21 protein-coding genes are annotated in these 23164 nt (G+C 32.4%); 3 read left to right on the top strand and 18 right to left on the bottom strand.

Annotation, left to right across the window (positions count from 1 at the left end):
- Nucleotides 1-9: 9 nt before the first annotated feature.
- From BLV68_RS10025 to yycF, 6 genes are all read right to left on the bottom strand, one after another.
- Entirely contained in the window at nucleotides 10-807 is a 798-nt protein-coding gene (locus tag BLV68_RS10025) for an MBL fold metallo-hydrolase (RefSeq protein WP_093753413.1), read from the bottom strand.
- A gap of 79 nt (nucleotides 808-886) precedes the next feature.
- Nucleotides 887-1732 carry a hypothetical protein gene (locus tag BLV68_RS10020; protein ID WP_093753410.1) on the bottom strand — a complete coding sequence of 282 codons (846 nt, stop codon included), beginning with the start codon at nucleotides 1730-1732 and terminating at the stop codon, nucleotides 887-889.
- 18 nt (nucleotides 1733-1750) lie between these two features.
- The gene (gene yycH / locus BLV68_RS10015) at nucleotides 1751-3184 is read right to left on the bottom strand and encodes a two-component system activity regulator YycH (protein WP_093753408.1); all 1434 of its coding nucleotides are present in this window, start codon (nucleotides 3182-3184) and stop codon (nucleotides 1751-1753) included.
- 14 nt (nucleotides 3185-3198) lie between these two features.
- Nucleotides 3199-3702 carry a hypothetical protein gene (locus BLV68_RS10010; protein ID WP_093753407.1) on the bottom strand — a complete coding sequence of 168 codons (504 nt, stop codon included), beginning with the start codon at nucleotides 3700-3702 and terminating at the stop codon, nucleotides 3199-3201.
- An 80-nt stretch (nucleotides 3703-3782) separates the two neighbouring features.
- On the bottom strand, nucleotides 3783-5600 hold the full coding sequence (locus BLV68_RS10005) for a sensor histidine kinase (protein WP_093753405.1): 1818 nt from the start codon (nucleotides 5598-5600) through the stop codon (nucleotides 3783-3785).
- A 3-nt stretch (nucleotides 5601-5603) separates the two neighbouring features.
- The gene (gene yycF, locus BLV68_RS10000; RefSeq protein WP_093753403.1) at nucleotides 5604-6296 is read right to left on the bottom strand and encodes a response regulator YycF; all 693 of its coding nucleotides are present in this window, start codon (nucleotides 6294-6296) and stop codon (nucleotides 5604-5606) included.
- A gap of 420 nt (nucleotides 6297-6716) precedes the next feature.
- Between yycF and BLV68_RS09995 the strand changes: the two genes are divergently transcribed.
- On the top strand, nucleotides 6717-9407 hold the full coding sequence (locus BLV68_RS09995) for a calcium-transporting P-type ATPase, PMR1-type (RefSeq protein WP_093753401.1): 2691 nt from the start codon (nucleotides 6717-6719) through the stop codon (nucleotides 9405-9407).
- A 70-nt stretch (nucleotides 9408-9477) separates the two neighbouring features.
- A complete protein-coding gene (locus BLV68_RS09990; protein WP_093753399.1) occupies nucleotides 9478-10761 on the top strand; it encodes a S8 family peptidase in 1284 nt (427 codons plus the stop codon).
- A gap of 38 nt (nucleotides 10762-10799) precedes the next feature.
- Here BLV68_RS09990 and BLV68_RS09985 read toward each other — a convergent pair whose 3' ends face one another.
- A complete protein-coding gene (locus BLV68_RS09985) occupies nucleotides 10800-12245 on the bottom strand; it encodes a peptidoglycan DD-metalloendopeptidase family protein (RefSeq protein WP_093753397.1) in 1446 nt (481 codons plus the stop codon).
- Nucleotides 12246-12619: 374 nt separating this feature from the next.
- On the opposite strand from BLV68_RS09985, the gene yyaC reads away from it, so the two are divergent.
- The gene (yyaC, locus tag BLV68_RS09980; protein ID WP_093753395.1) at nucleotides 12620-13201 is read left to right on the top strand and encodes a spore protease YyaC; all 582 of its coding nucleotides are present in this window, start codon (nucleotides 12620-12622) and stop codon (nucleotides 13199-13201) included.
- On the opposite strand, the gene BLV68_RS15480 is transcribed toward yyaC, so the two are convergent.
- From BLV68_RS15480 to mnmG, 11 genes are all read right to left on the bottom strand, one after another.
- Nucleotides 13198-13350, bottom strand: a complete 153-nt coding sequence (locus tag BLV68_RS15480; protein WP_159428674.1) for a hypothetical protein — start codon at nucleotides 13348-13350, stop codon at nucleotides 13198-13200. The two genes, yyaC and BLV68_RS15480, sit on opposite strands and share 4 nt — an antisense overlap.
- 64 nt (nucleotides 13351-13414) lie before the next feature.
- Nucleotides 13415-14302, bottom strand: a complete 888-nt coding sequence (locus BLV68_RS09975; protein ID WP_093753393.1) for a diacylglycerol/lipid kinase family protein — start codon at nucleotides 14300-14302, stop codon at nucleotides 13415-13417.
- A 16-nt stretch (nucleotides 14303-14318) separates the two neighbouring features.
- The gene (locus BLV68_RS09970; protein ID WP_093753391.1) at nucleotides 14319-14831 is read right to left on the bottom strand and encodes a DUF4446 family protein; all 513 of its coding nucleotides are present in this window, start codon (nucleotides 14829-14831) and stop codon (nucleotides 14319-14321) included.
- A gap of 15 nt (nucleotides 14832-14846) precedes the next feature.
- Nucleotides 14847-15989, bottom strand: coding sequence for an aminotransferase class V-fold PLP-dependent enzyme (locus BLV68_RS09965; RefSeq protein ID WP_093753389.1), 1143 nt, complete (start codon nucleotides 15987-15989; stop codon nucleotides 14847-14849).
- 176 nt (nucleotides 15990-16165) lie between these two features.
- Nucleotides 16166-16804, bottom strand: a complete 639-nt coding sequence (locus BLV68_RS09960; protein WP_093753387.1) for a cyclodeaminase/cyclohydrolase family protein — start codon at nucleotides 16802-16804, stop codon at nucleotides 16166-16168.
- Nucleotides 16805-16878: 74 nt separating this feature from the next.
- Entirely contained in the window at nucleotides 16879-17775 is an 897-nt protein-coding gene (locus tag BLV68_RS09955) for a PhzF family phenazine biosynthesis protein (protein WP_093753385.1), read from the bottom strand.
- Between the two features lie 42 nt (nucleotides 17776-17817).
- Entirely contained in the window at nucleotides 17818-18675 is an 858-nt protein-coding gene (locus tag BLV68_RS09950; protein WP_093753383.1) for a ParB/RepB/Spo0J family partition protein, read from the bottom strand.
- 68 nt (nucleotides 18676-18743) lie between these two features.
- Nucleotides 18744-19508 carry a ParA family protein gene (locus BLV68_RS09945; RefSeq protein WP_093753381.1) on the bottom strand — a complete coding sequence of 255 codons (765 nt, stop codon included), beginning with the start codon at nucleotides 19506-19508 and terminating at the stop codon, nucleotides 18744-18746.
- Between the two features lie 130 nt (nucleotides 19509-19638).
- The gene (noc, locus tag BLV68_RS09940) at nucleotides 19639-20433 is read right to left on the bottom strand and encodes a nucleoid occlusion protein (protein ID WP_093753379.1); all 795 of its coding nucleotides are present in this window, start codon (nucleotides 20431-20433) and stop codon (nucleotides 19639-19641) included.
- A gap of 108 nt (nucleotides 20434-20541) precedes the next feature.
- Nucleotides 20542-21258: a 16S rRNA (guanine(527)-N(7))-methyltransferase RsmG gene (gene rsmG, locus BLV68_RS09935; protein WP_093753377.1), complete on the bottom strand. Its 717-nt coding sequence runs from the start codon at nucleotides 21256-21258 to the stop codon at nucleotides 20542-20544.
- Nucleotides 21251-23164, bottom strand: a complete 1914-nt coding sequence (gene mnmG, locus BLV68_RS09930; protein WP_093753375.1) for a tRNA uridine-5-carboxymethylaminomethyl(34) synthesis enzyme MnmG — start codon at nucleotides 23162-23164, stop codon at nucleotides 21251-21253. Before mnmG ends, rsmG begins: the two co-directional genes overlap by 8 nt.

Below are 23164 nucleotides of genomic sequence, written 5' to 3'. Positions count from 1 at the left end.
CCTCCACTTCTACCCTAAAGTAAATATTTTGGTAGGTCTACCCCTATGAGCCAGATTTAAATCTAGGTCCCTATTCACCTTTATACCGTGTTCTTCTATGCTTTCCTTTACCGTTTCATAAGCTATAGAAGGCTTATTATTTTCTTCACTTAGATGTGCTAATATGACTATCTCGCCATCTCCCGTTAATACTTCAGATAATACTCTGCCAGAGTCTATATTAGATAAATGCCCTCTGGTACTTAAGATCCTCTTTTTTAAATGCCAAGGATATCTTCCTTCCTTGAGCATTTTTACGTCATGGTTAGCTTCAATAAAATAAAGGGAAGACCCTTTAATAATTTCCTTCATATTATCATTTACCCAGCCAGTATCGGTTGTAATACTAGTTTTTATTTTCTTATAGTTGATACAAAAGCCTAAAGGATCGGCTGCATCATGAAATGTACTAAAGGGTAGTATATCTATATCTCCCAATTGAAAATATTTATTCGTTTCTATTAACTTTATATTTTTTTCCTTTATTTCACCTATTATATTTTTCATACTTATCCATGTTTTCTCATTAGCATATATGGGAATATCATGCTTTCTTGAAAGTACTCCTACCCCTCTAACATGATCTATATGCTCATGGGTTACTAAAATGCTATTTATACTAGTAGGACAAATTCCTATATGAGATAATAGCTTTTCTATCCTTTTCCCACTTAAACCACCATCTATAAGTATTCTCATCCTATCCGTTTCTATGTACAAGCAATTTCCATTACTACCACTGGATAGGGAGCAAAATTTTAATCCCATCTTATTCACTCCAATATATTATAGTCATATATATATTATTATATATAAACAAAAAAGAAGAACCAACAGATTCTTCATTTTAGTACTCATCTATAAAAATCTTATATCCATCATCAAATTGGATTCTCCATGCAGGAACAGCTTTTCCCTGTTTTGCCTCAGTAGGCTTTTCTAAATAATCGTGTTTTTCTGGTTCAAAATAATAGCATAGGGAAATATCTGTAATGGTCTTACCATATACCTGCTGCATTCCAAGTAGAGCTAATATGGATTTAGGAGCAGTGCTAATGTATATCTCAACATCTGCTAAATCTTTTTCTTTTAGCCAGGATCTTTCAAATCTCTTTACTCCCCTTTTATCTATTTGAAAATTTGTAAAAGCCTTTTCAACATAAACATCCTCATATATTTTAGAATATTCTATATAGAATGTTCCTTTATCTTCTTTAATGAAGGAAAGCTTCATGTCATCAGTATTGAACTTACCCTTTTTAATAAATTCCTCTGCTAATTCAATAGCTTTATCTTCATCTAGATCCGAATATATTTTATCATCAATACTATTTTCATAGATAATAGACCTATTATTTATTAGCAAAAAAGATTCCCCGCCTCTTACAACTTTGCTAAGACCTTCAGAACTTTGTTCTATAATCCCTTTATTATTAAAGTAGTTTAGATTTAATCGTTGAATATTTACATTTTCATACTCTACTATCATGGAATTTAACCTTGGTATTTCCATTGGCATTTCAGTTGCAACCCCTATGTCTTTCTCCTTTAATAACTCTATTACTTCATTAATAAATTCTTTTTTAAGTGTAGGTTCATCAATATGATATTCTCCTATTAGCACATAGACTAATAACAAATTTGTAATAATAAAAGCTACTATTAATATGGTCTTAGCTTTTGACCAATCCATTATTTTCACCATCCAAGACTAACTATTAATTTCGCTAAACAAAAGCTCACCATCGTAAGCATCAAAAGCATAAGTTCTATTTCCTACCTTTAATAGCCATACTCCTATTAATCTTTCATTTTGCTTATTATTGCAAGGGTCTAAATATGTTAAGGAAATATCTTTTATAGACGAAAGCACCTCTTCCTTTAAAGCTTCTTCATCTATTGCTTCTAAGGATAGTTTATTATCCTCCAAGTACCCTTTTTCTAATAACTGATAATTGTTGTTGATGATGTAATAGGTAGATAACATCTGTTTAGATTCTTCAGCTTCATTAATATTGATATTCATATCTCTTCTGATAAATCTTTTATAATTCCTAATATAGCTATTAAAAACGTCAATTTGAATAAAATCTTCTGCTATGTCCTTAGACAGTATTACAGGGATTCCCCTAATCCTATATTTGAAAGTCAATCTATATCCTAGATTTCCTTCTGATTCAATCTCCTCTATTTTAGATAAGTACAGGTCCTTTGGAACTCCTAAGTGGTTTGACAAAAATTCCGAAGTCGTATTCAAGCTAATATAGAGATTTCTTTCCTTTACAGGCTCCTCTAATGGGCTGAAATATTCTAATAATCCATTTTGATTGATTTTTAAAACCTTTTGGTTATATAAGTACAATATAGAACCGTTGTTTTCTATAATTTCCCTTATATAATCGATATCCTTTTTAAAAAATATCTCGGCAATACCTCTCATTTCCTCTATGTCATCAGTTTTTAATTCATTTTCTACATAGACTATAGGTAAATTTTTAGACATCCTATATGGAATGTAAATATCATTGTTTACATTTAAAGTCTCTCTAATGGGATAATAATAGGTATAATCAGCATTTTCAATGGCCTTAAGCCTATTTTTAATACTGTCCAAATTTAAATTGGAACTATATACTTTTAAATTCTCTTTCCCATTGCTGAAAATGATATAGGGTTCTCCTGCACCTAAATAAAAATAAATCCTATTTATATCAGCAATATTTTCCACTATGTCACCAGGTTTCTGTACCCCTAAAGAACGAGCTAAAATATAGGTGTTGAAATTTTCTGGAAAATAAAAAACTATGGACCTACTATTATGCAAGTTCAATAATTCTTTAGCAGATATGTTTTCCATAATGACGCTATTAGAGGAAAAAATATCTGCTAAAAAAACCCGAGAACTTGTCCATAGATTGTTATCATCATCACTGTAAAAAAAAGTATGATTTTTTTCGTTAAAATTCAATTGATATTTATCTGGTTTAATCATATCGGTAAACAAAAAATTTGCAGATATGGCTTCCCTTCTTTCAAATAAGGAAAAAATATCATAAGGCATTTGCATCCACAGTTGTTTCGTCAAAAAAATACTTATAAATACGAGAAACAGGAGCAGGAAAGTTTTTATCCTTTCTTTATACACTACAAATCATCTCCTTAATCGATACCATGCTCTTTGCTATCAGGAGTTATCAGTGTATTTTTTAAACTAATTTCCACTTGCTCCTTTTCAAAATAATACAATATTTTTTCTACAATAGGTACACCCTCTACGTTAAATTTAATGATTACTTTATTAATCCCCAATATCAATTCTATTTCTTCACCAAAACCCAGTTTGCCAGCTTCTATGGTTTTACTAGATACTAAAATATAGTCATCATCTTCAGGTAATTTAATTAGGGAATAATTATTCCCCGTTAAATCTATGGCTCCATATACCTCAATAGTTATACTAGTTCCTTCAGGGGCCTTACCAGATATTAAAACTACCTTATTTTGAGTAGCAATAGAATCTTCTTCCGGCAAAATTACTTGGTACTTAGTTATATCAACTTTAGAATTTTCCATATTTTGTTGACTTCCAGTTTGCGCAAAGCCTGCTGTAGAAAAAGATAATACCATTATAACTAGCAATAGGCTAGCCATTGACTTTTTCAACGTCTTTCAACCTCCTTTATCCCATACTGAGGCACATTAACATTATACACCAATTATATTACAATTATATTACAAGCCAATTAAGAATGAATTACAGCAGTCTTTATAGGAAGAATAATGTCTACTTCTGTACCCACATTATATTCTGACCTTAATATTATATCTCCATCGTGCGCTTCTACTATTTGCTTAGCAATGGATAGTCCTAGGCCAGTTCCTCCTAATTCCCTACTTCTACCCTTATCAACCCTATAAAATCTTTCAAAAATCCTACCAATATCTTCCTCAGGTATCCCAATTCCATTATCTTTTACTGTAATTACAACATTGTCATTAACCTGTTTTGCTAATATGGTTATTTCTCCATTATCAGGAGTATATTTTATGGCATTGGACATTATATTTAGTATAACCTGTTCCATGCCATCCTTATCTATTACAATATCTGGAATATCCTCTTCAATATCCAAGCATAAGCTTTGGTTCTTTTCCTTCAGTGAAAAATCTAGTTTTAAACAGGCTTCTTTGAGTAATTTCTCTACCGAATAATTTACTTTTTTCCATTTAGTTTTATTATAATCTAAATTGGAAAGTTGAAGCAGATCCCTTACTATACGAGCCATTCTATCACATTCATTATTGATTACCGATAAGAATTTTTCATAAAGGGCTTTGTCAATATCCCCAGAATCCATCAATGTTTCAGTATAAGACTTTATAGTGGTTATTGGTGTCTTCAATTCATGGGATACATTAGCAACAAATTCCTTCCTCATATTATCTAGTTTATGTTGCTCCGTTATATCTTGAAACACAATTATTATTCCGCCAATATCGTTCCTTTCATCCCTAAAAGGAGCATATTTAATGCGATATACCGTGTCTTTGATTTTTACCGTTTTTTCTCCTTCAAGAGTAGTTGAATCCTCATAGTCTATATCCTTTAAATCTATCCTTTCCATGAAAAAAATTTTATCATTGCTAAACTCAGTATTTAAGGTTTCCTCTAAATCTAATATATCTATTGCAATAGGGTTAGCATGGATTATATGCCCATTAACATCCACTGCTATAACTCCATCGGCCATATAATTGAATATAGTATCCAATTTGCTTTTTTCCAAATCCATCTCCTGAATGGTGTCCTTTAATTTTAGGGTAAGATAGTTAAACATACTAGCTAACTGGCCAATTTCATCATCGGATTTAACTTCAACAAATTGGTCAAAATCTCCCTTTGCCATCTTCTCCGCCTTTTCTGTCACATCTCTAATGGGCTCTGTTACACTGCTTGCAATTAAAAAACCCAATATTACCGTTATTAATAGGGCCAATAAGGTAGCACTAGTAAGTATCCTTTTTGTTGCATCTATTGTATTGTATACATCCTGTAAATCTCCAATCATATATAGTATGCCCTTTACTTGTCCAATTTCATTAAGTACTGGATAAGCTAAATGTTGGTAAAGAAAATTTTCATTCAAGTCTTTTTTAATACCTGAACTCTTTTCACCATTATTAGCTGCTAGGATTAAGGTAGGATCTAAGTCCCTATATGTTAAGGCATTTTGCCCTATAATTTGATGATAACTTTTATGTGATGAAGCAATGATCCTCGAAATGTCGTCATTATAAATCACATATAGAGTTTCCGAACCTGAAAAGGTCCACTCATTTAATGTCTTTTGGATCCCTTCGATATATTCACCCCAATCTTCCTCTGATAAATCACTGGAAGTGCTAATAATAGTCTCTACCTGTTTTATCATGGTATTCAATCTATTGTTTAACTGTTGGGTTTCAAACCGCCTTATTATAAATACTCCTACAATGACCATAGCCATAAACACGAGTAAAAAATAGACTATGATAAATTTCCATCTAATACTTGAAAACATGGGCTAGCCCCTCCTGAAATAATATCCTACTCCTCTTTTAGTCATAATGTATTTATAATCTCCATCTTTATCCTCTATCTTTTCTCTAAGCCTTCTAATAGTAACGTCAACTGTTCTAATATCTCCATAATATTCATAGCCCCAAACTTCTTCTAATAACTGTTCTCTTGTAAATACTTGCTCTGTGCTAGAAGCAAGGAATTTTAATAATTCAAATTCTCTATGGGTTAAATCTACAACTTGTCCTCTTTTTCGCACCTCATACTTATTTAAATCTATAACCAAATCGCCAAATTCCAATACATTGTCGCTATTTAAATTGGAGTTTGAAAACTCCACCCTCCTTAAATTAGCTTTCACTCTAGCTATTAATTCCCTCATGCTAAAGGGTTTCGTTATATAGTCATCTGCACCTAACTCTAGTCCTAATACCTTGTCCACTTCTTCTTCTTTAGCAGTAAGCATTAAAATGGGAATTTTGTAATCCTTTCTTATTTCTTTTAAAACTTGAAATCCATCTTTTTTAGGAAGCATAATATCTAAAAGGATTAGTTCCGGTAAAAGGCTATGTACTTTTTCAATAGCTTCTTCTCCATCAAAAGCCAAATCAACAGAAAAGCCTTCCTTTTCTAAATTAAACTTTACTATTTCAGCAATAGCTTTTTCATCTTCCACCAATAATATCTTTTTACTCATAAAAATCACTCCATCTATAATATAAAGTGAAATAAATTTCTTAAGAAAATACCAATCTACCTTTATGGTTAAATTATCTTATAATAAGCTAAACTTGTCAAACGGCTATTTAATTTTTCAATTTATGAATATTTTTATATTGAATCTTTGAATTAAATATTGTATAATTGATATCAACAAAGGGGAGTAGCTTAAAATAGTTGGTCGTCAGTACGGATCAGTCCCGGCTAACTAGCCCTATTAACTGGGTAGCAAGACCTTTGTTTAGCAAATCATGCTAAACAAAGGTCTTTTTTATTTAACATATTATATTTTAACAACCTTTGCTCTAGGATTCAACATTTACCACAAACTAACAAATATACCTTTTAATTTTCAACATTAGAGGTATAATAATAAAAAAGAAAGGAAGGGTTTTGCATGGAGTTTCACAAAAAAGATGTAGAATATCTGTTAACCAACTTAAACACCGATGATAAAGTTGGCCTATCCAGTGAAGAAGCAGAAAAGCGATTAGAAAAATATGGATTTAACGAACTAAAGGAGGAATCCAAAAAAAGTTTTTTTTCTAAGGTATTAGCCCAATTTAATGATTTTCTTATTATCATATTAATTGCAGCTAGTATCATTTCATATATTGTTGGAGAAAAAACGGACTCTGTTGTTATATTATCCATCGTTATAATAAATGCTCTATTAGGATTGTACCAAGAAGGGAAGGCAGAAAAAGCCTTAGAAGCTCTGAAAAAAATGGCTGCTCCCAATGCTAAAGTAATAAGAGATGGAGCTACTACCATCGTTCCAGCTAATGCTTTAGTCCCTGGGGATATTGTACTGTTAGAATCTGGAGATATTATACCAGCAGATTTGAGATTAATTGAAAGCTCGAACTTAAAAATAGAAGAAGCATCTCTTACTGGAGAATCGGTACCAGTTGAAAAGAATGCTCAAGAAGTTTTTAACAGCGAAGTATCTCTAGGAGATAGGAAGAATATGGCTTACATGAGCACCATCGTTTCCTATGGTAGAGGTAAAGGAGTAGTAGTAGGAACTGGTCATGATACCGAAATAGGAAAAATTGCAACTATGATTCAAACCTATGAAGAGGAAGCTACTCCCTTACAAAATAGATTGAATCAATTGGGAAAGTACTTAGGAATTGCCTGTATAACTGTATGTGTATTGGTATTTGGAATTGGTCTATTACAAGGAAGAGACCTTTTGGAAATGTTTATGATTGCAATTAGTTTAGCTGTAGCTGCCATTCCTGAAGGATTGCCAGCAATAGTAACTATAGTTTTAGCATTAGGTATGAACCGAATGGTAAAACGAAATGCTATAGTAAAAAAATTATTAGCTGTGGAAACTTTAGGATGTACTACTGTAATCTGCTCTGATAAAACTGGAACCCTTACACAAAATGAAATGACCGTAGTAAAAGTTTTTACCGACAACAAAATTGTTGATGTTTCCGGAATTGGATATGAACCAATAGGTGAATTTAAAATAGGAGATTCAATTCTTTCCTTAGAGGAGTCGGAAAACCTTAATACACTATTAACTATAGGCTTACTTTGTAATGATGCAGTATTAGATAAGACAGATGAAGGATATAGGATTTTAGGAGATCCTACAGAAGGAGCTTTAGTCACATTAGCTGGTAAAGGAAATATGACCAAGGAGGAATTAAACAAAAAATATCCTAGAGTAGATGAAATACCCTTCGATTCTGCACGAAAGATGATGACTACTATCCATGAGAACTTCTTCCCAAGTAAGCTAGTTTCCTTCACCAAAGGAGCTCCTGATATAGTTATAAATAGAAGCAATAGCATCTATATTAATGGCAAAATCGTTCCTCTTACTGAAGAGTTGAAGGAAGATATATTAAATATTAATACTAAATTTTCTAGGGATGCATTAAGAGTTTTGGCTTTAGCCTTTAAAGTTTTTGATAAACTACCAGAAAAAGTTACATCTGAAAATGTTGAAAACCAAATGGTTTTTGTAGGATTGGTCGGAATGATAGACCCACCTAGAAAGGAAGCTAAGGAAGCTATACAAAAATGCGAAGAAGCTGGAATTAAAACCGTCATGATTACTGGCGATTATAAGGACACAGCTTTTGCCATTGCTAAGGAATTAGGCATGGCTAGCCATGAGGATGAAGCCATAATGGGTAGCGATTTGGACAAAGTCTCAGATAATGAGTTTAGAGAATTGGTTAAGAAAAAAAGGGTTTATGCAAGAGTATCCCCTGAACATAAAGTAAGAATAATCGATGCACTAAAGGCAAACGGAGAAATTGCTGCTATGACTGGAGATGGAGTTAATGACGCTTTAGCATTAAAAAAAGCAGATATTGGTGTCTCCATGGGGATTACGGGAACTGATGTAGCTAAAAATACAGCAGAAGTAATTTTAACTGATGACAATTTTGCTAGCATTGTAGCTGCTGTTGAGGAAGGTAGAATAATTTATAGTAATATTAAGAAATTCGTATTCTTCCTCTTATCCTGTAATATAGGAGAAATATTGATCGTTTTCTTAAGTATCCTTTTAGGTTTAGAAGTACCCCTTATTCCTATTCAATTATTATGGTTAAACCTAGTTACCGATAGTTTTCCTGCTTTAGCCTTAGGTATGGAAAAGGGAGAGCCTGAAATAATGAAAATTCCTCCCCGTAATGTAGATGAGCCTATTTTGGATAAAGGAATGATAAGAGGAATAATAGTTCAAAGTATTGCCATTGCTTTAGGAGCTTTATTTGCTTACAGATGGGGTTTAATAACCTACGGTGCTGAAAGCTTAATAGAAGCAAGAACTATTACCTTTGCTACTTTAATTACTGCAGAACTGCTAAGAGCATATTCTGCTAGAAGTGAAAAGCATACTGTATTTGAAATTGGAATGTTTTCTAATAAAACCATGACTTGCGCTACTTTGATTTCTTTTGTTCTGTTGTTAGTAGTAATATATTTGCCATTTTTACAACCTATATTTGACACTTATGCATTAAGCTTTAAAGATTGGCTGATAGTTATATCTTTCTCAATATTCCCCTTCATCGTAGGGGAATTATACAAGATCATCTTGAAAAAAAAGGCCTAATAAAAGGCCTTTTTTTTACACATTTTTGTATTTGGCCGCATAAAATAGAACAAGAAAGGTGGTCTTATATATGAGAGGGATGGTCAGTTCAAAAATATGCCCTATTTTAAATGCTAAAATTATGTCTCAATCGAATGAAGAGCTGCCTGTAATAGTACAATTAAGGGAAAGAGATGAAAGATTGGAAAATGGAATTATGAATATATCTACAAAAGTAAAAAATTCACTGCCTATAATAAATGGAGTTGCTTGTTATCTCAGTACCGATGCAATTTATAGATTAGCCGATAATCCTGATATTGAATATATTAGTTTCGATTCCCAAGTATTTACCCAATTGGACATTGCTGTACCTACCGTAGATGGTTATTTGCCCCATGAAAATCAGTATAAAGGTAAAGGTATAACTGTTGCAGTAATAGATACTGGAGTTGCTCCACATGAAGATTTAATAAAACCCTATAGTAGAATCATAGGATTTAAAGATTTCATTAATAATAAAGACAAACCCTATGATGATAATGGACATGGAACTCATGTTGCTGGAATCATTGCTGGAAATGGTTATTCTTCTAAAGGCAAATATAGGGGAATTGCTCCCGAATCAAATATTTTGGCAATTAAAGCTTTAGATAAACAGGGTGGCGGAAGTACTTCCACCGTCATTGCTGCTATATCATATGTAATTGAAACCAAGGAAAAATATAAAACTAAAATTTTAAACCTTTCTTTTGGCAGCCCTGCAAATAATGATTATAATAAAGACCCACTATGCAAGGCATGTAGAGAAGCTGAAAAGGCGGGAATAATTGTAGTTGCTGCAGCTGGAAATAGCGGACCAGGTGAAAGAACTATATTATCCCCTGGAGTTAGCCCCAATGTAATTACAGTAGGAGCTGCAGACGATAAAAGAACTATAGACCCATTTGATGATGAAGTAGCCTCTTTCTCCAGTAGAGGCCCTACAAAGGAAGGAGTAGAAAAACCCGACATAGTTGCACCTGGAGTGAATATCAATTCCTTATCCAATGACACATTAAATGGATATAAAGTTTTAAGCGGTACTTCTATGGCTACTCCATTAGTTTCCGGTGCTGTTGCTTTGCTATTGGAAAAACATAAAGATTTAAAATCTACCGATATAAAAGAAAGGCTATTAAAATCCTGTATTGACCTTAAAGATAGTAGGGAAAAGCAAGGGGCTGGCCTCCTAAACCTGAGATTGCTTTTTGATGAAGATGAAAAAAAGCCTTCTAATAGTAGCCACGAAAGCTTTAAATATTTTCAAGAAGAGTTATTGGAAAGCATATTCATAATTTTAATCATATTGTTTTTACTTGATTCAAAATTATAAGGGCGATTAATCGCCCTTTAATTTACATATAAAAATTTTTATTTAACATAACTAGATGGATTTTGGTACTTACCATTTTTAATTATTTCAAAATGTAAATGTGCCCCAGTGGACCTTCCCGTATTTCCTACCGTTGCTATTACTTGACCTTTATATACCCTATCGCCCTTCTTCACTTTAATAGTATTACAGTGGGCATACCTTGTAACATAACCATTTTCATGATCTATTTCAACTAAATTTCCGTAAGCTCCTTTTCTACCTACAAAAGTTACCTTTCCTCCATCCGCTGCTTTAATTGGGGTACCTATTTTTGCAGCAATATCCAATCCCCTATGCATTCTTCCACTTCTCATACCATATCTGGAAGATATGTACCCTCTAGTAGGCATCAAAAATACCCCTGTAGCTGCGGTTTTAGGTAATTCCTTGGTCCCTTGTACTACCAGCTCATTTTTTGGTTCCTTAATAACTTTTTCTTCCAATATTTCCTTTTCAACTATTGCTCCATTATGCTTTATAATTTTAGCAATATATTCACTTTCTCCTTCTTCTCCCTTAACCTTTACTTTCTTTTCAGTTTTATACATCTTATCATCATATTCGACCATTACTTCATAATCTGTATATTCCTTATATTGAATTCGTTCAACGGTTTTTACAGTAAGCAAAGATTTAGGTCTAAATAGTTTAATTTCATCTCCTATCTGAAGCCTTTCCGGATCCTTATCAGAATTTGCTTCTATTAAATCGTCCACATTCACATCATAAATCTTAGCTATAGTCCAAAGGCTTTCTCCTACCTCTACTATATGGGTTTTTATTTCCTCCCCACCATTTTTAATATGATCTAACAACTCTTCTTTATCGCTTAATTTATTTAATGGTATATCTCTTTTCTCAATCCTTACGTTTTCAACAAAGCTTACTTCTTCTAAACTGCTATTTTCGTCTATTCCTTCTAGATACTGGTTTTTAATAGTCTCTATCACGTATTCCAAATCCTCTTTCTTTTTGGTATAAGCAAGTTCTTCACCATCAACTATTAGAGCATAACCGCTTACCAAGAAACTAATCTTTGACCTTATATTATTTTTTATTTCTGATGGCGATGATAATAGTTCATCCTTTGCATGGGTATCCTCAAAGTTTATATCCTTGTTTAAAACGATATCTATGTTATATTTACTGGATAACTCTCTTTTTATATCTGATAGTATATTTAATGCTTCCTCTTGCTCTCTAACAATTCCTATTTGGTCTTCCCCAAAGTAGACCACGTAAGCTCTTGTTCTTATTTCATTAATTTTATATGTAGTTAACAATAAACTCGTTATTACAAATAACATTGTCAATGTTATCGCTTTCCTAAACTTAGGTTCTTCTTTAAATCTATTCTTTAGCTTATTAGTCTTATCAATGACCTTATTCCTTATAAGGGTCAGAACCTGATTTTCTAAACCCTTATGTTCTGGTTTATCCATGATTAAAGTACCTCCTGTTATAAATTGGATTGAAAGAGGATAACCAATAAGGTTTGTAACTATTCTGTAAACTTTTCATGAGCTCATTATAACACAATGATATTTTTTTTCAACCTAATTAGCCTGTCTAATAATATTCTATTCATTATTCCGATTTAATATACCTTACCCTTTTATCCACTGATTTTAGCCATTTTTTTCAGTCATAAAGATGCTTATAAAATTATTGGGTTATGTGAATTATTAAATTTTCTTAACATTTTTCGTCTTTTTGTATATTTGTACAGGTATTTATATTTTCCTTAATGGATATACTTCTAATAAGGTTCCTTTATCATAAAATTATAATAAAGCTTAGTATTCAGGAGGTCAATATGCTAAATTATAGTAATAACTACATAGATTCCAGATCCTCTTTTGCAGTATTTGAAATATCCAATTTAATTTCCAGATATATAGCTATAAACATGGATAATAAACAAGATCTAATCATTCTGTGTATTGGAACAGATAGATCTACAGGAGATTCCCTAGGCCCTTTAGTTGGATATAAGTTGGCTCCTCACATTCAGCCTTTTGAACAAGTCTATCTATTTGGAACTTTGGAAGAACCAGTACATGCCAAAAATCTAGAAGATATTACCCATTATATTAATAGTCAACATCCTAACCCCTTTATATTAGCAATTGATGCTTCTTTAGGAAATATGGACAAGATAGGATATATTAATATAAAAAAGGGCCCTTTAAAGCCCGGATTAGGAGTAAATAAAAATCTTCCCCCTGTTGGAGATATAAGTATTACAGGAGTAGTTAATGTAGGGGGAATGATGGAATATATTGTATTACAAAATACTAGACTGAGCTTAGTTATGAACATGGCCAACATTATTTATAAGGGCATTTACAAATCTCTTCTTTCCCTATACAATCAAAAATACCAACGTATATTTTAAATTTCCTTTTTAGATTCTAAAGCTTTATTGCGCACCTCTTTATTCTTCATATTCAAATCCTTTGTATCCTCATACATGTATATTAGATTATTTAAGCTGATTCCCATTTCCATATCGATACTAATAACCTTCTTATCTTTTTTTTTCATAAAAATCCCTCCCAGTACTTGATATTTTCTTTCCAAGGGAGGTTTTTATGCCTGTTAAATTTTATTAATTACTAATAATAACTGGCAATTTTTCTTTTTTAATTGTAAATAGGATTTCATTATCAATATCCTTAACTTCACCATCTATATTTAAATAGGTTTTTGATTTGGTTATAACTTTCACACTTTTAGCTTTAAATATTTCCACATATTTTTTTTGTTTAATATGGCTTCCATTTATAATGGTTGGCAGTAAAAATAACAACTTTAATTTAGATATTTTATTTACTAAGCATACGTGAAAAAATCCATCTTCTATAACTGCCATGGGGAGTATTTGTACTCCACCTCCATAGTATTTGCCATTGCCAACAGCTATTAAAAATATATCCTTATCGTAGGAAATATTATCTATTTCCAATCTCATTTTAATATCCTTAAAATTAATTAATGTTAAAAATATGCTCAATACATAAGCAAATCTGGACTTCAGCCTTTTTTTAATCTTTTCAGTAGTTACAACCACTTCTGAGTCAAAACCAATACTTGCAATATTTAAGAAAACATTATCATTTACAATTCCAACATCGATTTTTTTATTGCTTCCTTTAATAATCACTTCAATAGCTTCTCCCAAATTTGAAGGTATGTTTAAGGTTCTGGCTAAATCATTGCCTGTCCCACTGGGAATTATCCCTAGAACACCTTGTCCATATTCCAATATTCCTAAAGCCACCTCATTTACCGTCCCATCTCCACCTACAGCAACTATTTTATTATAGCCTCTTTTTAAACTTTCTTTAGAAATATGAACTGCATCTCCAGGTTTATTTGTCAAAACTATGTCATAGTCAATTTCTCTTCCCTTCATATGTCCATCTATAATTGGAATAAGCTTCTTTGTCCTTCCTCCACCAGCAACTGGGTTTACAATATAAAGTATTCTATCCATAAATCCTCCTAAGTATTTAGTAATTAATATTTTCTCCTTTTATTGCCCTATCTATGGCTTGCATCTCTTCTACCGATAAAGGATATGGTGATTTCCCATCTTTTATTGGCTTTGCATAGCAAGTAGAATGTTCGCGTCCATAAATGCTAGTTAAAACAAATCCATTCAAAAACTCGTCTAAGAGTGCAATTGAAAAGCTTAACTCTGAACCCATATCTCCAAAGGCATCGTATCTTATATATCCTATTTTTTGAATGGAAAAGGCAAATTTCCCATCTAAACTGTTTACTTTGCTGAATAGTTGAGAAAAATCCTCTTCCAATTTTACCATCTTATTCCCATTCTCAATTAGTAATTCCTCAATACTTACGCCATCCATCCCACGCACTAATTGATTATATCTATTTTTAATTTTAGATATCCTTATTTCGGCTATCAAATACAAAGCTAATAAGATGAAAAAAGCAACCAAAGTGCCAATAGTAATTTCAGCATAGTATAACTCTATAATCTGCCTAACTTGTTCCATATAATTGCCCCTTTCTTACAATTGATTTGATATTTCCCTAATAGCTTTTATTCCTAGCTCTATCTCTTCATGGGTGTTAAAAGGACCAAAACTAAATCTAACGGTACCTTGTTCTAGGGTCCCCATAGTTTCATGGGCAATAGGTGCACAATGGATTCCTGGTCTAACTTCAATATTGTAGCTCTGATCTAATATATAGCTAATTTCAGAAGAATCTTGATTTCCTATATTAATCGATACTACTGCTCCTTGTTCTTCAACGTTTAAAGGACCATATACTTTAACGTTATTAATCTTTGTGATCTCTTCAATAAAGTGCATGGTCAATTCTTCTTCATGTTTTCTTATACTATCCATTCCTTTTTCCATGATATATTTTACTCCTGCACCTAAACCAATAATACCTGGACCATTTAAAGTACCGCTTTCATATCTATCGGGCAATATATTTGGTTGTTCTAACTCATATGAAACACTGCCTGTCCCACCTTGACTTAATTCCCTTACATCCAGACCTTCTCTTATATATAATCCGCCAGTACCCTGAGGCCCCAATAATCCTTTATGACCGGGGAATGCTAACATATCTATATTCATCTTTTCTACATCAATAGGGTATACTCCTGCTGATTGAGCAGCATCAACAAGAAAGTAAATACCTTTTTTCTTAGTTATCTTCCCAATTTCTTCAATAGGCATAATAGTTCCTGTAAGGTTTGAAATATGGGTGGTAATAATCAATTTTGTATTCTTCTTTATGCTTTTTTCAATATCCTTTGGGTTTATTCTTCCCGCTGAATCTCCCTTTACAATGGTAATTTCCACGCCTTGCCTTTCCATAGCCTTAATAGGCCTTAATACGGAATTATGTTCCATAGAAGTGGTTATTACGTGGTCTCCTTTTTCTAATATACCTTTTATTGCAATATTTAAGCTTTCGGTACAATTAAAAGTAAAAATTAAATTCATAGGATTTTTTATATTAAATAGATTTGCTAATAATTCCCTTGTTTCAAATATTTCTCTTCCAAGCCTTAATGCTAGTTTATGGCCTGACCTTCCAGGATTGGCTCCATATTCCTTCATAGCTTTCATCACTGATTCATATACTACATCTGGTTTTGGAAAAGAAGTTGCTGCATTGTCGAAATATACCAAAGGCTACACCTCCATATTTTCCTAGCAAATGGGAAAATCTACTTTGTAATATATTAATAAAGCTCACTCAATTTTTTGATATTTCACTTGAAATTTTCTTTCCCTAATTATATCATATTTCCCCCTAATAATAGTACATGAAATCAAAAAAAAAGAAGCTCTTTTACAAGCTTCCCTTAACCTAGTCTTTCATATACTACTTTTAATAATTCTTCTTTTATTTCTGTTCCTTCTTTTAATAATTTATTTATTTTTTCTTCCATTTCAGCTCTATATTGCTCATCTTTAATGCTGAGTAAATTGATTTTTACATTTAGTAAAGCACCTTCAAGGCCTGTAGCTGCCAATAAAGCTCCTACTCCTACATCTGTGATAGCATTTACATTCCCATAGTTTGCAAATACTCTTTGAAGCTTTAATACTTTAAAACATTCTTCAGCACATCTTAATGGTACTTCTAAGGCTATCTTATAGCCTTTTTGAATTGCTTCAGTTCTTGCCTTCTTCTCTTCTTCAGTTTCCTTTGGCATTTTGAAGGCTTCCATTACCTTATCAAAGGCTTTTGTATCTTCATCAACAATCCTACTAAGTTCTTCTATACTCTTCTTTAATACTTCAAAATTTTGTTCCATCTCATTCTTTATTTCTTCATCCAGCTCTTCATACATCTTTCTTCCAATAGTTAAATTGCCAACCATTGTAGTTAGAGCTGATCCTAAGCTACCAGCTAAAGCAGCTACGCTTCCTCCTCCTGGAGTTGGCTCTTTGGATGCAACTTGTTCGATATACTCTTTAACGCTGCTTTCAATTAACATCATATCACCGCCTATTATGTATTGTATTTATTCACTTAATGCCAATTATATTATATTTTTGAATTTTATTCAAGTTATAAATACATCTTACCTTCCAATACAATTCTTGCTTTTCCACCAACCTTAACCCTATAATCGCTTCCTACTTCCTCAATACTACAATAAATTTGACTTGGTCTTTTTAAGGCCTCACCTTGAATAGCCAATATTTCTTGTCCTTTAATAAGCCCTTCCTTTTTTAATAGATATATTAATCCACCATTTGAAGTTCCAGTTGCTGCTTCCTCGTTTATTCCTACAAGGGGAGCAAAATTTCTTACAAACACCCTATCTGAATTTATTTCCGGTAGGTAAAAAGCATGAACCCCTGTTGTATCGGTTTTTTTTGATAAGTTCTTCAACCTTTTGAAATCTACATCTAAATTATTTAATATATTTTTATCCTTTAAAGGCAATTGTATATCTGGAAGGCCTGTAGAAATTATTCTAGGTCTTACAGATTTGCCTGCTATTCCAATATCCTTATACTTTATATTAAAAGCTTCCAACAATAAGTCTATTTCCTCTAAGGAACCTAAATCCTCAGGTTTTGATTGTTCCATTATTACCTTTTGAATTTTCCCATTATCATAATGAATTTCGACCCCCAGTTTGCCTGCTTTCGTCTGCTGAAAAACTCTTTTAATTCCCCTATATATTGGTTTTATTATGCCCTTTAATGCCAAAGTATAAAAAGAAGCGATGGTTGCATGACCACAAAGGTCTACTTCGTGGGTAGGTGTAAAAAATCTAACCTTGTAATTGTTTTCATCTATAGGAATTATAAAGGCAGTTTCAGAAATGTTCATTTCTTTAGCAATGTTTTGCATCTGATTATCTGATAAGCCTTTTGCATTTATTACTACTCCTGCTGGATTGCCACAAAAAAGATTGGAAGTAAAAGCATCCACCTGAAATATTTTGACTTCCATTTTATACTCCCTTCCATATGTTTCACGTGAAACATATGCTATTTATCCTATAATCAATTCTAATATTCTCTCCAAATCCTCATCACCATAAAATTCAATTTGAATAGTCCCTTTATCTTTCTTTAAATCTAAAGTAACTTTGGTACCCAGTCGATTCATAAGTTTTTCTTCAACTTCTTTGACAAATAAATCTTCTTCTTTCTTTTTTATAGATTTTTTCTTTCTTTTTCCCTTAACAATCTTCTCAGTATCCCTGACATTTAACTTATCTTCTAATATTTGCTTAGCAATTTTTTTCCGTTCTTTACTATCCTTTATAGATAATAAAGCTCTTCCATGACCACTGGTTATTTGCCCATCTTCTAGTAGCTCTATTATCTCCTTATCTAAATTAAGTAATCTAATGCTATTGGTTATATAAGACCTACTTTTTCCTAAAGACTTAGCCACTTCTTCATGGGTTAAGTTATAGTCTTCTATTAACTTCTTAAATGCATTGGCTTCTTCCACAGGATTTAAATCATCCCTTTGTAAATTTTCAATTAAAGCTAACTTAACAGCTTCCTCATCGTCTATTTCCATGACTACACAAGGAATTTCCTTTAAACCAGCCGTCTTTGCAGCCCTCCATCTCCTTTCACCAGCAACAATTTCATATCCCGTTTCACGTTCCCTAACTATAATTGGCTGAAGAACTCCATGCTGTTTTATAGATTCTTTTAATTCTTCTAGTAGACTATCATCAAATTCCTTTCTAGGCTGTTCCTTATTCGGGAAGATAGACGATATATCAATATTTTTAACTAAGTTCGCTTCCTTATCTTCCTCTATTAAGTCAATAATCGGTTCATTAGGAATTAATGCAGCAAGACCTTTTCCTAATCCTCTTTTTTTTGTCATTTTAATAATTTTATTGAACCTTCAAATAGAATAGGTTCAATAAAAGTTCACACCCCCTTCTAATTTTACTATTCAGATAAGTATAAAAATTCCTCAGCTAACTCAACATAGGCTTCAGCACCTTTTGACTTGGGATCGTAATCTAATACAGAAAGGCCATAGCTTGGAGCTTCTGCTAGTCTCACATTTCTTGGTATAATTGACGTATAAACCTTTCCTTTAAAATACTTCTTTACCTCCTCTACCACTTGTATTGATAGATTAGTCCGTCCATCAAACATACTAAGTATTACTCCTTCTATTTCAAGATCTGGATTTAAACTCCTTTTAACTAGCATAATGGTGTCCACCAATTGACTTACCCCTTCAAGGGCATAATATTCACATTGAATTGGTACTATTACGCTATTAGAAGCCGATAAACCATTAATGCTAAGTAAGCCTAATGAAGGTGGACAATCTACGAGAATTAGATCATAATATTCCTGAATGCCAGATAAAGCATTCTTTAGTGCTAACTCCCTATCTTCCATAGAAATTAGCTCTATTTCTGCACCAGCTAGTTCTACATTGGAAGGGATTATATCCACATTTTCAGCAGAGGTATTTTGAACTATTCCCTTTAATTGTACTTTGTTTATCAATCCATCATATAAAGAAAGTTCTAAGTTGTTCTTATCTATGCCTAAACCACTAGTAGCATTACCTTGAGGGTCTATATCCACGATTAAAACTTTTTTATCCAGTTTTCCTAGTGCAGCAGCTAAATTTATGACTGTTGTAGTTTTCCCAACTCCACCTTTTTGATTAAATATGGATATTATTTTACCCATATTTACCACCTCCGCCTCTTTATATAAAAGCAGTTTTACCTTCTATTATATAATATCAGATAAAAAAGAAAAAAGAAATTTATTTAATAATAAAAGCCAAAATGTTTCACGTGAAACATTTTGGCTTTTATTATCTTTTAGGAATCTGTATATAAACCTCTAAAAATTCTCCCTTATCCTTTTCAATATACTTAGCATCAACTCCACTATCTTTAATAGCCTTATAAGCTTTTTTTATGGTATTTATATAAATACGAGTATTTATTAAACCAATAATATTTTTTCTTTTATCCTCTTTTTTATCTTTCGTTAAGTCATCCAATATATCCTTTACTAGCCCCTCAGTTTTACTTACATTTAAATCGTTTTTTATAATCTTATCTAAAACCTTTCTTTGCAGTTCATAGTCTGGTAATTTCAATAAGGCCCGTCCATGTCGTTCAGTTAAATTATACTCTATTAAATCTCGTTTAATATCATCAGGCAGTTTTAATATTCGAAGCTTATTAGCAATAGTAGACTGGCTTTTACCAATTTTTTCAGCTAATTCTTGTTGAGTAAATCCATGATCTTTTATCAAATTATTATATCCTTCTGCTTCTTCTATAAAATTTAAATCCTCTCTCTGTAAATTTTCTATTAATGCCATCATGGCGGATTCCCTATCTCTGTACTCTAAAACTATAGCAGGTATTTTTTCTAGTTCAGCTAATTCAGAGGCTCTAAGTCTTCTCTCGCCAGCAATTAATTCGTATTTTTCATCTTGGAGTTTCCGTACGCTAATTGGTTGTATTAATCCAAAGGCTTTTATAGACTGACTTAGTTCTTCCAAAGCTTTTTTATTAAAATCTTTTCTAGGTTGATATGGATTAGGCTTAATGGAGTCAATTGGAATGTATTTGATTTCTGGTTCCATGCTTTTCATAAAACTCCCCACTCCCTAACTATTTTTTACCCTTTCCTTTATATATTCTATATACTAAAATTATTTCCTTCAAATTTCCCAAAGTTTCTTTCGCCATTTTCTCCCTAATTACAAGGGTTTTTTCTTAGGTTTATTACCGCTTCTTGGATATTTCGTCGATGTTTTTGATATTTTTTCGAAGATTAGCAGGCTATGGGTGATATCACTTAAAGGTAACTTAATGTAATGTTTTTCTTTAAGCTTTGCACCTAAAATACGAATAGCATTTTCAGATGACAATAACTCATCTTCCACATCACTGCCTTTCATTGCAATAAAATAGCCTCCTACTTTTACAAAGGGTAAACAATATTCTGCTAGGGTATTTAGGGAAGCTACAGCTCTTGAAATAGCAATATCATATTTTTCTCTATGTTTAATATCTTGACCTAAATCCTCTGCTCTTCCATGAATAGCCATAATTCCACTTAAATTTAACTTTTCAATCACTTCATTTAAAAAATTTATCCTCTTATTTAAACTGTCAAGTAATACTATATTTATGCCCTTTTTAGCTATTTTCATTGGTATACCAGGAAATCCACCACCAGTACCAATATCAATAATTTTAGCCTCATTTCCAATTAAGCCAAAATTTAAAGGGGTTAAACTGTCCAAAAAATGCTTTATATCTATTTCTTCATCATCAGTTATAGAAGTTATATTGATCTTTTTATTCCACTCTTTTAGCAAATCCTTATAAATTATAAACCTATTTATTTCCTCTTTCCCAAGTTCAATGCCAATAGAATTTGCTCCTTTAATTAAAGTATTCACATTAGTCATCTTTCTCCACCTTTTTATCTCTACGTTTTTGTTCTAAATATATTAAGAGTACATTAATATCTGCTGGAGAAACTCCAGAAATCCTCGAAGCTTGACCTACAGAATCGGGCTTTATTTGGTTTAACTTCTGTTTAGCCTCATTGCTTAAACCCTTAATGGCGCTATAATCTAGGTCTTCAGGAAGTTTCTTATTCTCCAGTTTTTTAAACTGTTCAATTTGCGACATTTGCTTTCTAATGTATCCTTCATACTTAATATGGGTTTCCACCTGCAATCTTATTTCCCTAGGCAGTTCTTCCCTACTATTATCAATTTCTGCTAATGACTCATAACTTATTTCAGGCCTTTTTATTAAATCATATAGACTGATACCAGTTTTAAGAGGAACACTCCCAATCTTAATCAAAAATTCATTAATACTATCTCTAGGAGTTACTATAGTTTCTTTTAATCTATTTAGTTCTCTTTCAATTAACTCTCTTTTCCTTAACATTTTCCTATATCTTTCTTCTGTCGCTAATCCAATCTTATATCCTTTTTCCGTTAATCTTAAATCAGCATTATCCTGTCTTAGAGTCAATCTATATTCAGCTCTTGATGTCATCATCCTATAAGGTTCATTAGTTCCCTTAGTAACCAGATCGTCTATCAATACTCCAATATAGGCCTCAGATCTATCTAGTATAAAAGGCTCTTCTCCTCTAATATTTAAAACAGCATTGATTCCAGCAATTAACCCTTGTGCAGCAGCTTCCTCATAGCCTGATGAACCATTAATCTGACCTGCAAAAAACAAATTTCTTATCTCCTTATGTTCTAAGGTTCTCTTTAATATAGTAGGATCAATACAATCATATTCTATACCATAGGCTGATCTCATAAATTGAACATTTTCAAGCCCTATTATGGTTCTATACATTTCTAATTGAACTTCCTCAGGTAAAGTTGAGCTAACTCCCTGAACATACATTTCTTTAGTATCTAATCCTTCTGGTTCAATAAAGACTTGATGCTTTTCCTTATCGCTAAACCTAACCACCTTATCTTCTATAGAAGGACAATACCTAGGCCCAACGCCTTCAATTTCTCCTGAATACATAGGAGAACGATGAAGATTATTTCTTATAATCTCATGAGTTAATGGTGTTGTGTAGGTTAGGTAGCAAGGAACTTGTTTAAAATCAAACTTATTATCCATATTTAAAAAAGAAAAAGGTATTATCTCTTCATCGCCAGGTTGAATTTCCATCTTAGAATAATCTATAGAATCTCCATGAACCCTTGCAGGAGTACCAGTCTTGAATCGCCTTAATTTAATATTGAGCCTTTCAAGTGCATCTGACAATAGATTAGATGGAGAAAATCCCCCAGGACCACTTGAATAGTTGACTTCTCCAATGAATATCCTCCCCTTTAAATAGGTACCTGTTGCCAATATTACAGCTTTACCATTATATACAGCGCCAGTTCTTGTTATAACACCTTTAGTTATATTATCTTCTACTATTATATCTACTACCTCTCCTTCCCTTAAAACAAGGTTAGGTTCACTTTCTAAAACTTTTTTCATCTCTATATGATATTTTCGCTTATCTGCCTGCACTCTTAAAGAATGGACTGCTGGCCCTTTTGACCTGTTAAGCATTCTACTTTGTATAAAGGATTTATCAATATTAATAGCCATTTCTCCACCTAGAGCATCTATCTCCCTAACTAAATGTCCCTTCCCAGTTCCACCTATATTAGGATTGCAAGGCATATCAGCAATGGAATTAAGGCTCATGGTAAGCATTAAAGTTCTCATACCCATTCTGCTGCTTGCCAAAGCTGCTTCACAACCTGCATGGCCTGCTCCTACTACTACAATATCAAAGTCTCCTGCATTAAATCGTTTTACTTCTCTCAT

Origin of the sequence: Tepidimicrobium xylanilyticum, assembly GCF_900106765.1 — a bacterium.
GTDB classification, from domain to species: domain Bacteria; phylum Bacillota; class Clostridia; order Tissierellales; family Tepidimicrobiaceae; genus Tepidimicrobium; species Tepidimicrobium xylanilyticum.
This window is presented reverse-complemented; position numbering and strand designations above follow the sequence as displayed.

Coding starts and splice junctions, on each gene's coding strand:
- BLV68_RS10025 (WP_093753413.1), bottom strand. CDS start 807: ATGGGATTAAAATTTTGCTCCCTATCCAGTGGTAGTAATGGAAATTGC.
- BLV68_RS10020 (WP_093753410.1), bottom strand. CDS start 1,732: ATGGATTGGTCAAAAGCTAAGACCATATTAATAGTAGCTTTTATTATT.
- BLV68_RS10005 (WP_093753405.1), bottom strand. CDS start 5,600: ATGTTTTCAAGTATTAGATGGAAATTTATCATAGTCTATTTTTTACTC.
- yycF (WP_093753403.1), bottom strand. CDS start 6,296: ATGAGTAAAAAGATATTATTGGTGGAAGATGAAAAAGCTATTGCTGAA.
- BLV68_RS09995 (WP_093753401.1), top strand. CDS start 6,717: ATGGAGTTTCACAAAAAAGATGTAGAATATCTGTTAACCAACTTAAAC.
- BLV68_RS09990 (WP_093753399.1), top strand. CDS start 9,478: ATGAGAGGGATGGTCAGTTCAAAAATATGCCCTATTTTAAATGCTAAA.
- BLV68_RS09985 (WP_093753397.1), bottom strand. CDS start 12,245: ATGGATAAACCAGAACATAAGGGTTTAGAAAATCAGGTTCTGACCCTT.
- yyaC (WP_093753395.1), top strand. CDS start 12,620: ATGCTAAATTATAGTAATAACTACATAGATTCCAGATCCTCTTTTGCA.
- BLV68_RS15480 (WP_159428674.1), bottom strand. CDS start 13,350: ATGAAAAAAAAAGATAAGAAGGTTATTAGTATCGATATGGAAATGGGA.
- BLV68_RS09975 (WP_093753393.1), bottom strand. CDS start 14,302: ATGGATAGAATACTTTATATTGTAAACCCAGTTGCTGGTGGAGGAAGG.
- BLV68_RS09970 (WP_093753391.1), bottom strand. CDS start 14,831: ATGGAACAAGTTAGGCAGATTATAGAGTTATACTATGCTGAAATTACT.
- BLV68_RS09960 (WP_093753387.1), bottom strand. CDS start 16,804: ATGTTAATTGAAAGCAGCGTTAAAGAGTATATCGAACAAGTTGCATCC.
- BLV68_RS09955 (WP_093753385.1), bottom strand. CDS start 17,775: ATGGAAGTCAAAATATTTCAGGTGGATGCTTTTACTTCCAATCTTTTT.
- BLV68_RS09950 (WP_093753383.1), bottom strand. CDS start 18,675: ATGACAAAAAAAAGAGGATTAGGAAAAGGTCTTGCTGCATTAATTCCT.
- BLV68_RS09945 (WP_093753381.1), bottom strand. CDS start 19,508: ATGGGTAAAATAATATCCATATTTAATCAAAAAGGTGGAGTTGGGAAA.
- noc (WP_093753379.1), bottom strand. CDS start 20,433: ATGAAAAGCATGGAACCAGAAATCAAATACATTCCAATTGACTCCATT.
- rsmG (WP_093753377.1), bottom strand. CDS start 21,258: ATGACTAATGTGAATACTTTAATTAAAGGAGCAAATTCTATTGGCATT.
- mnmG (WP_093753375.1), bottom strand. CDS start 23,164: ATGAGAGAAGTAAAACGATTTAATGCAGGAGACTTTGATATTGTAGTA.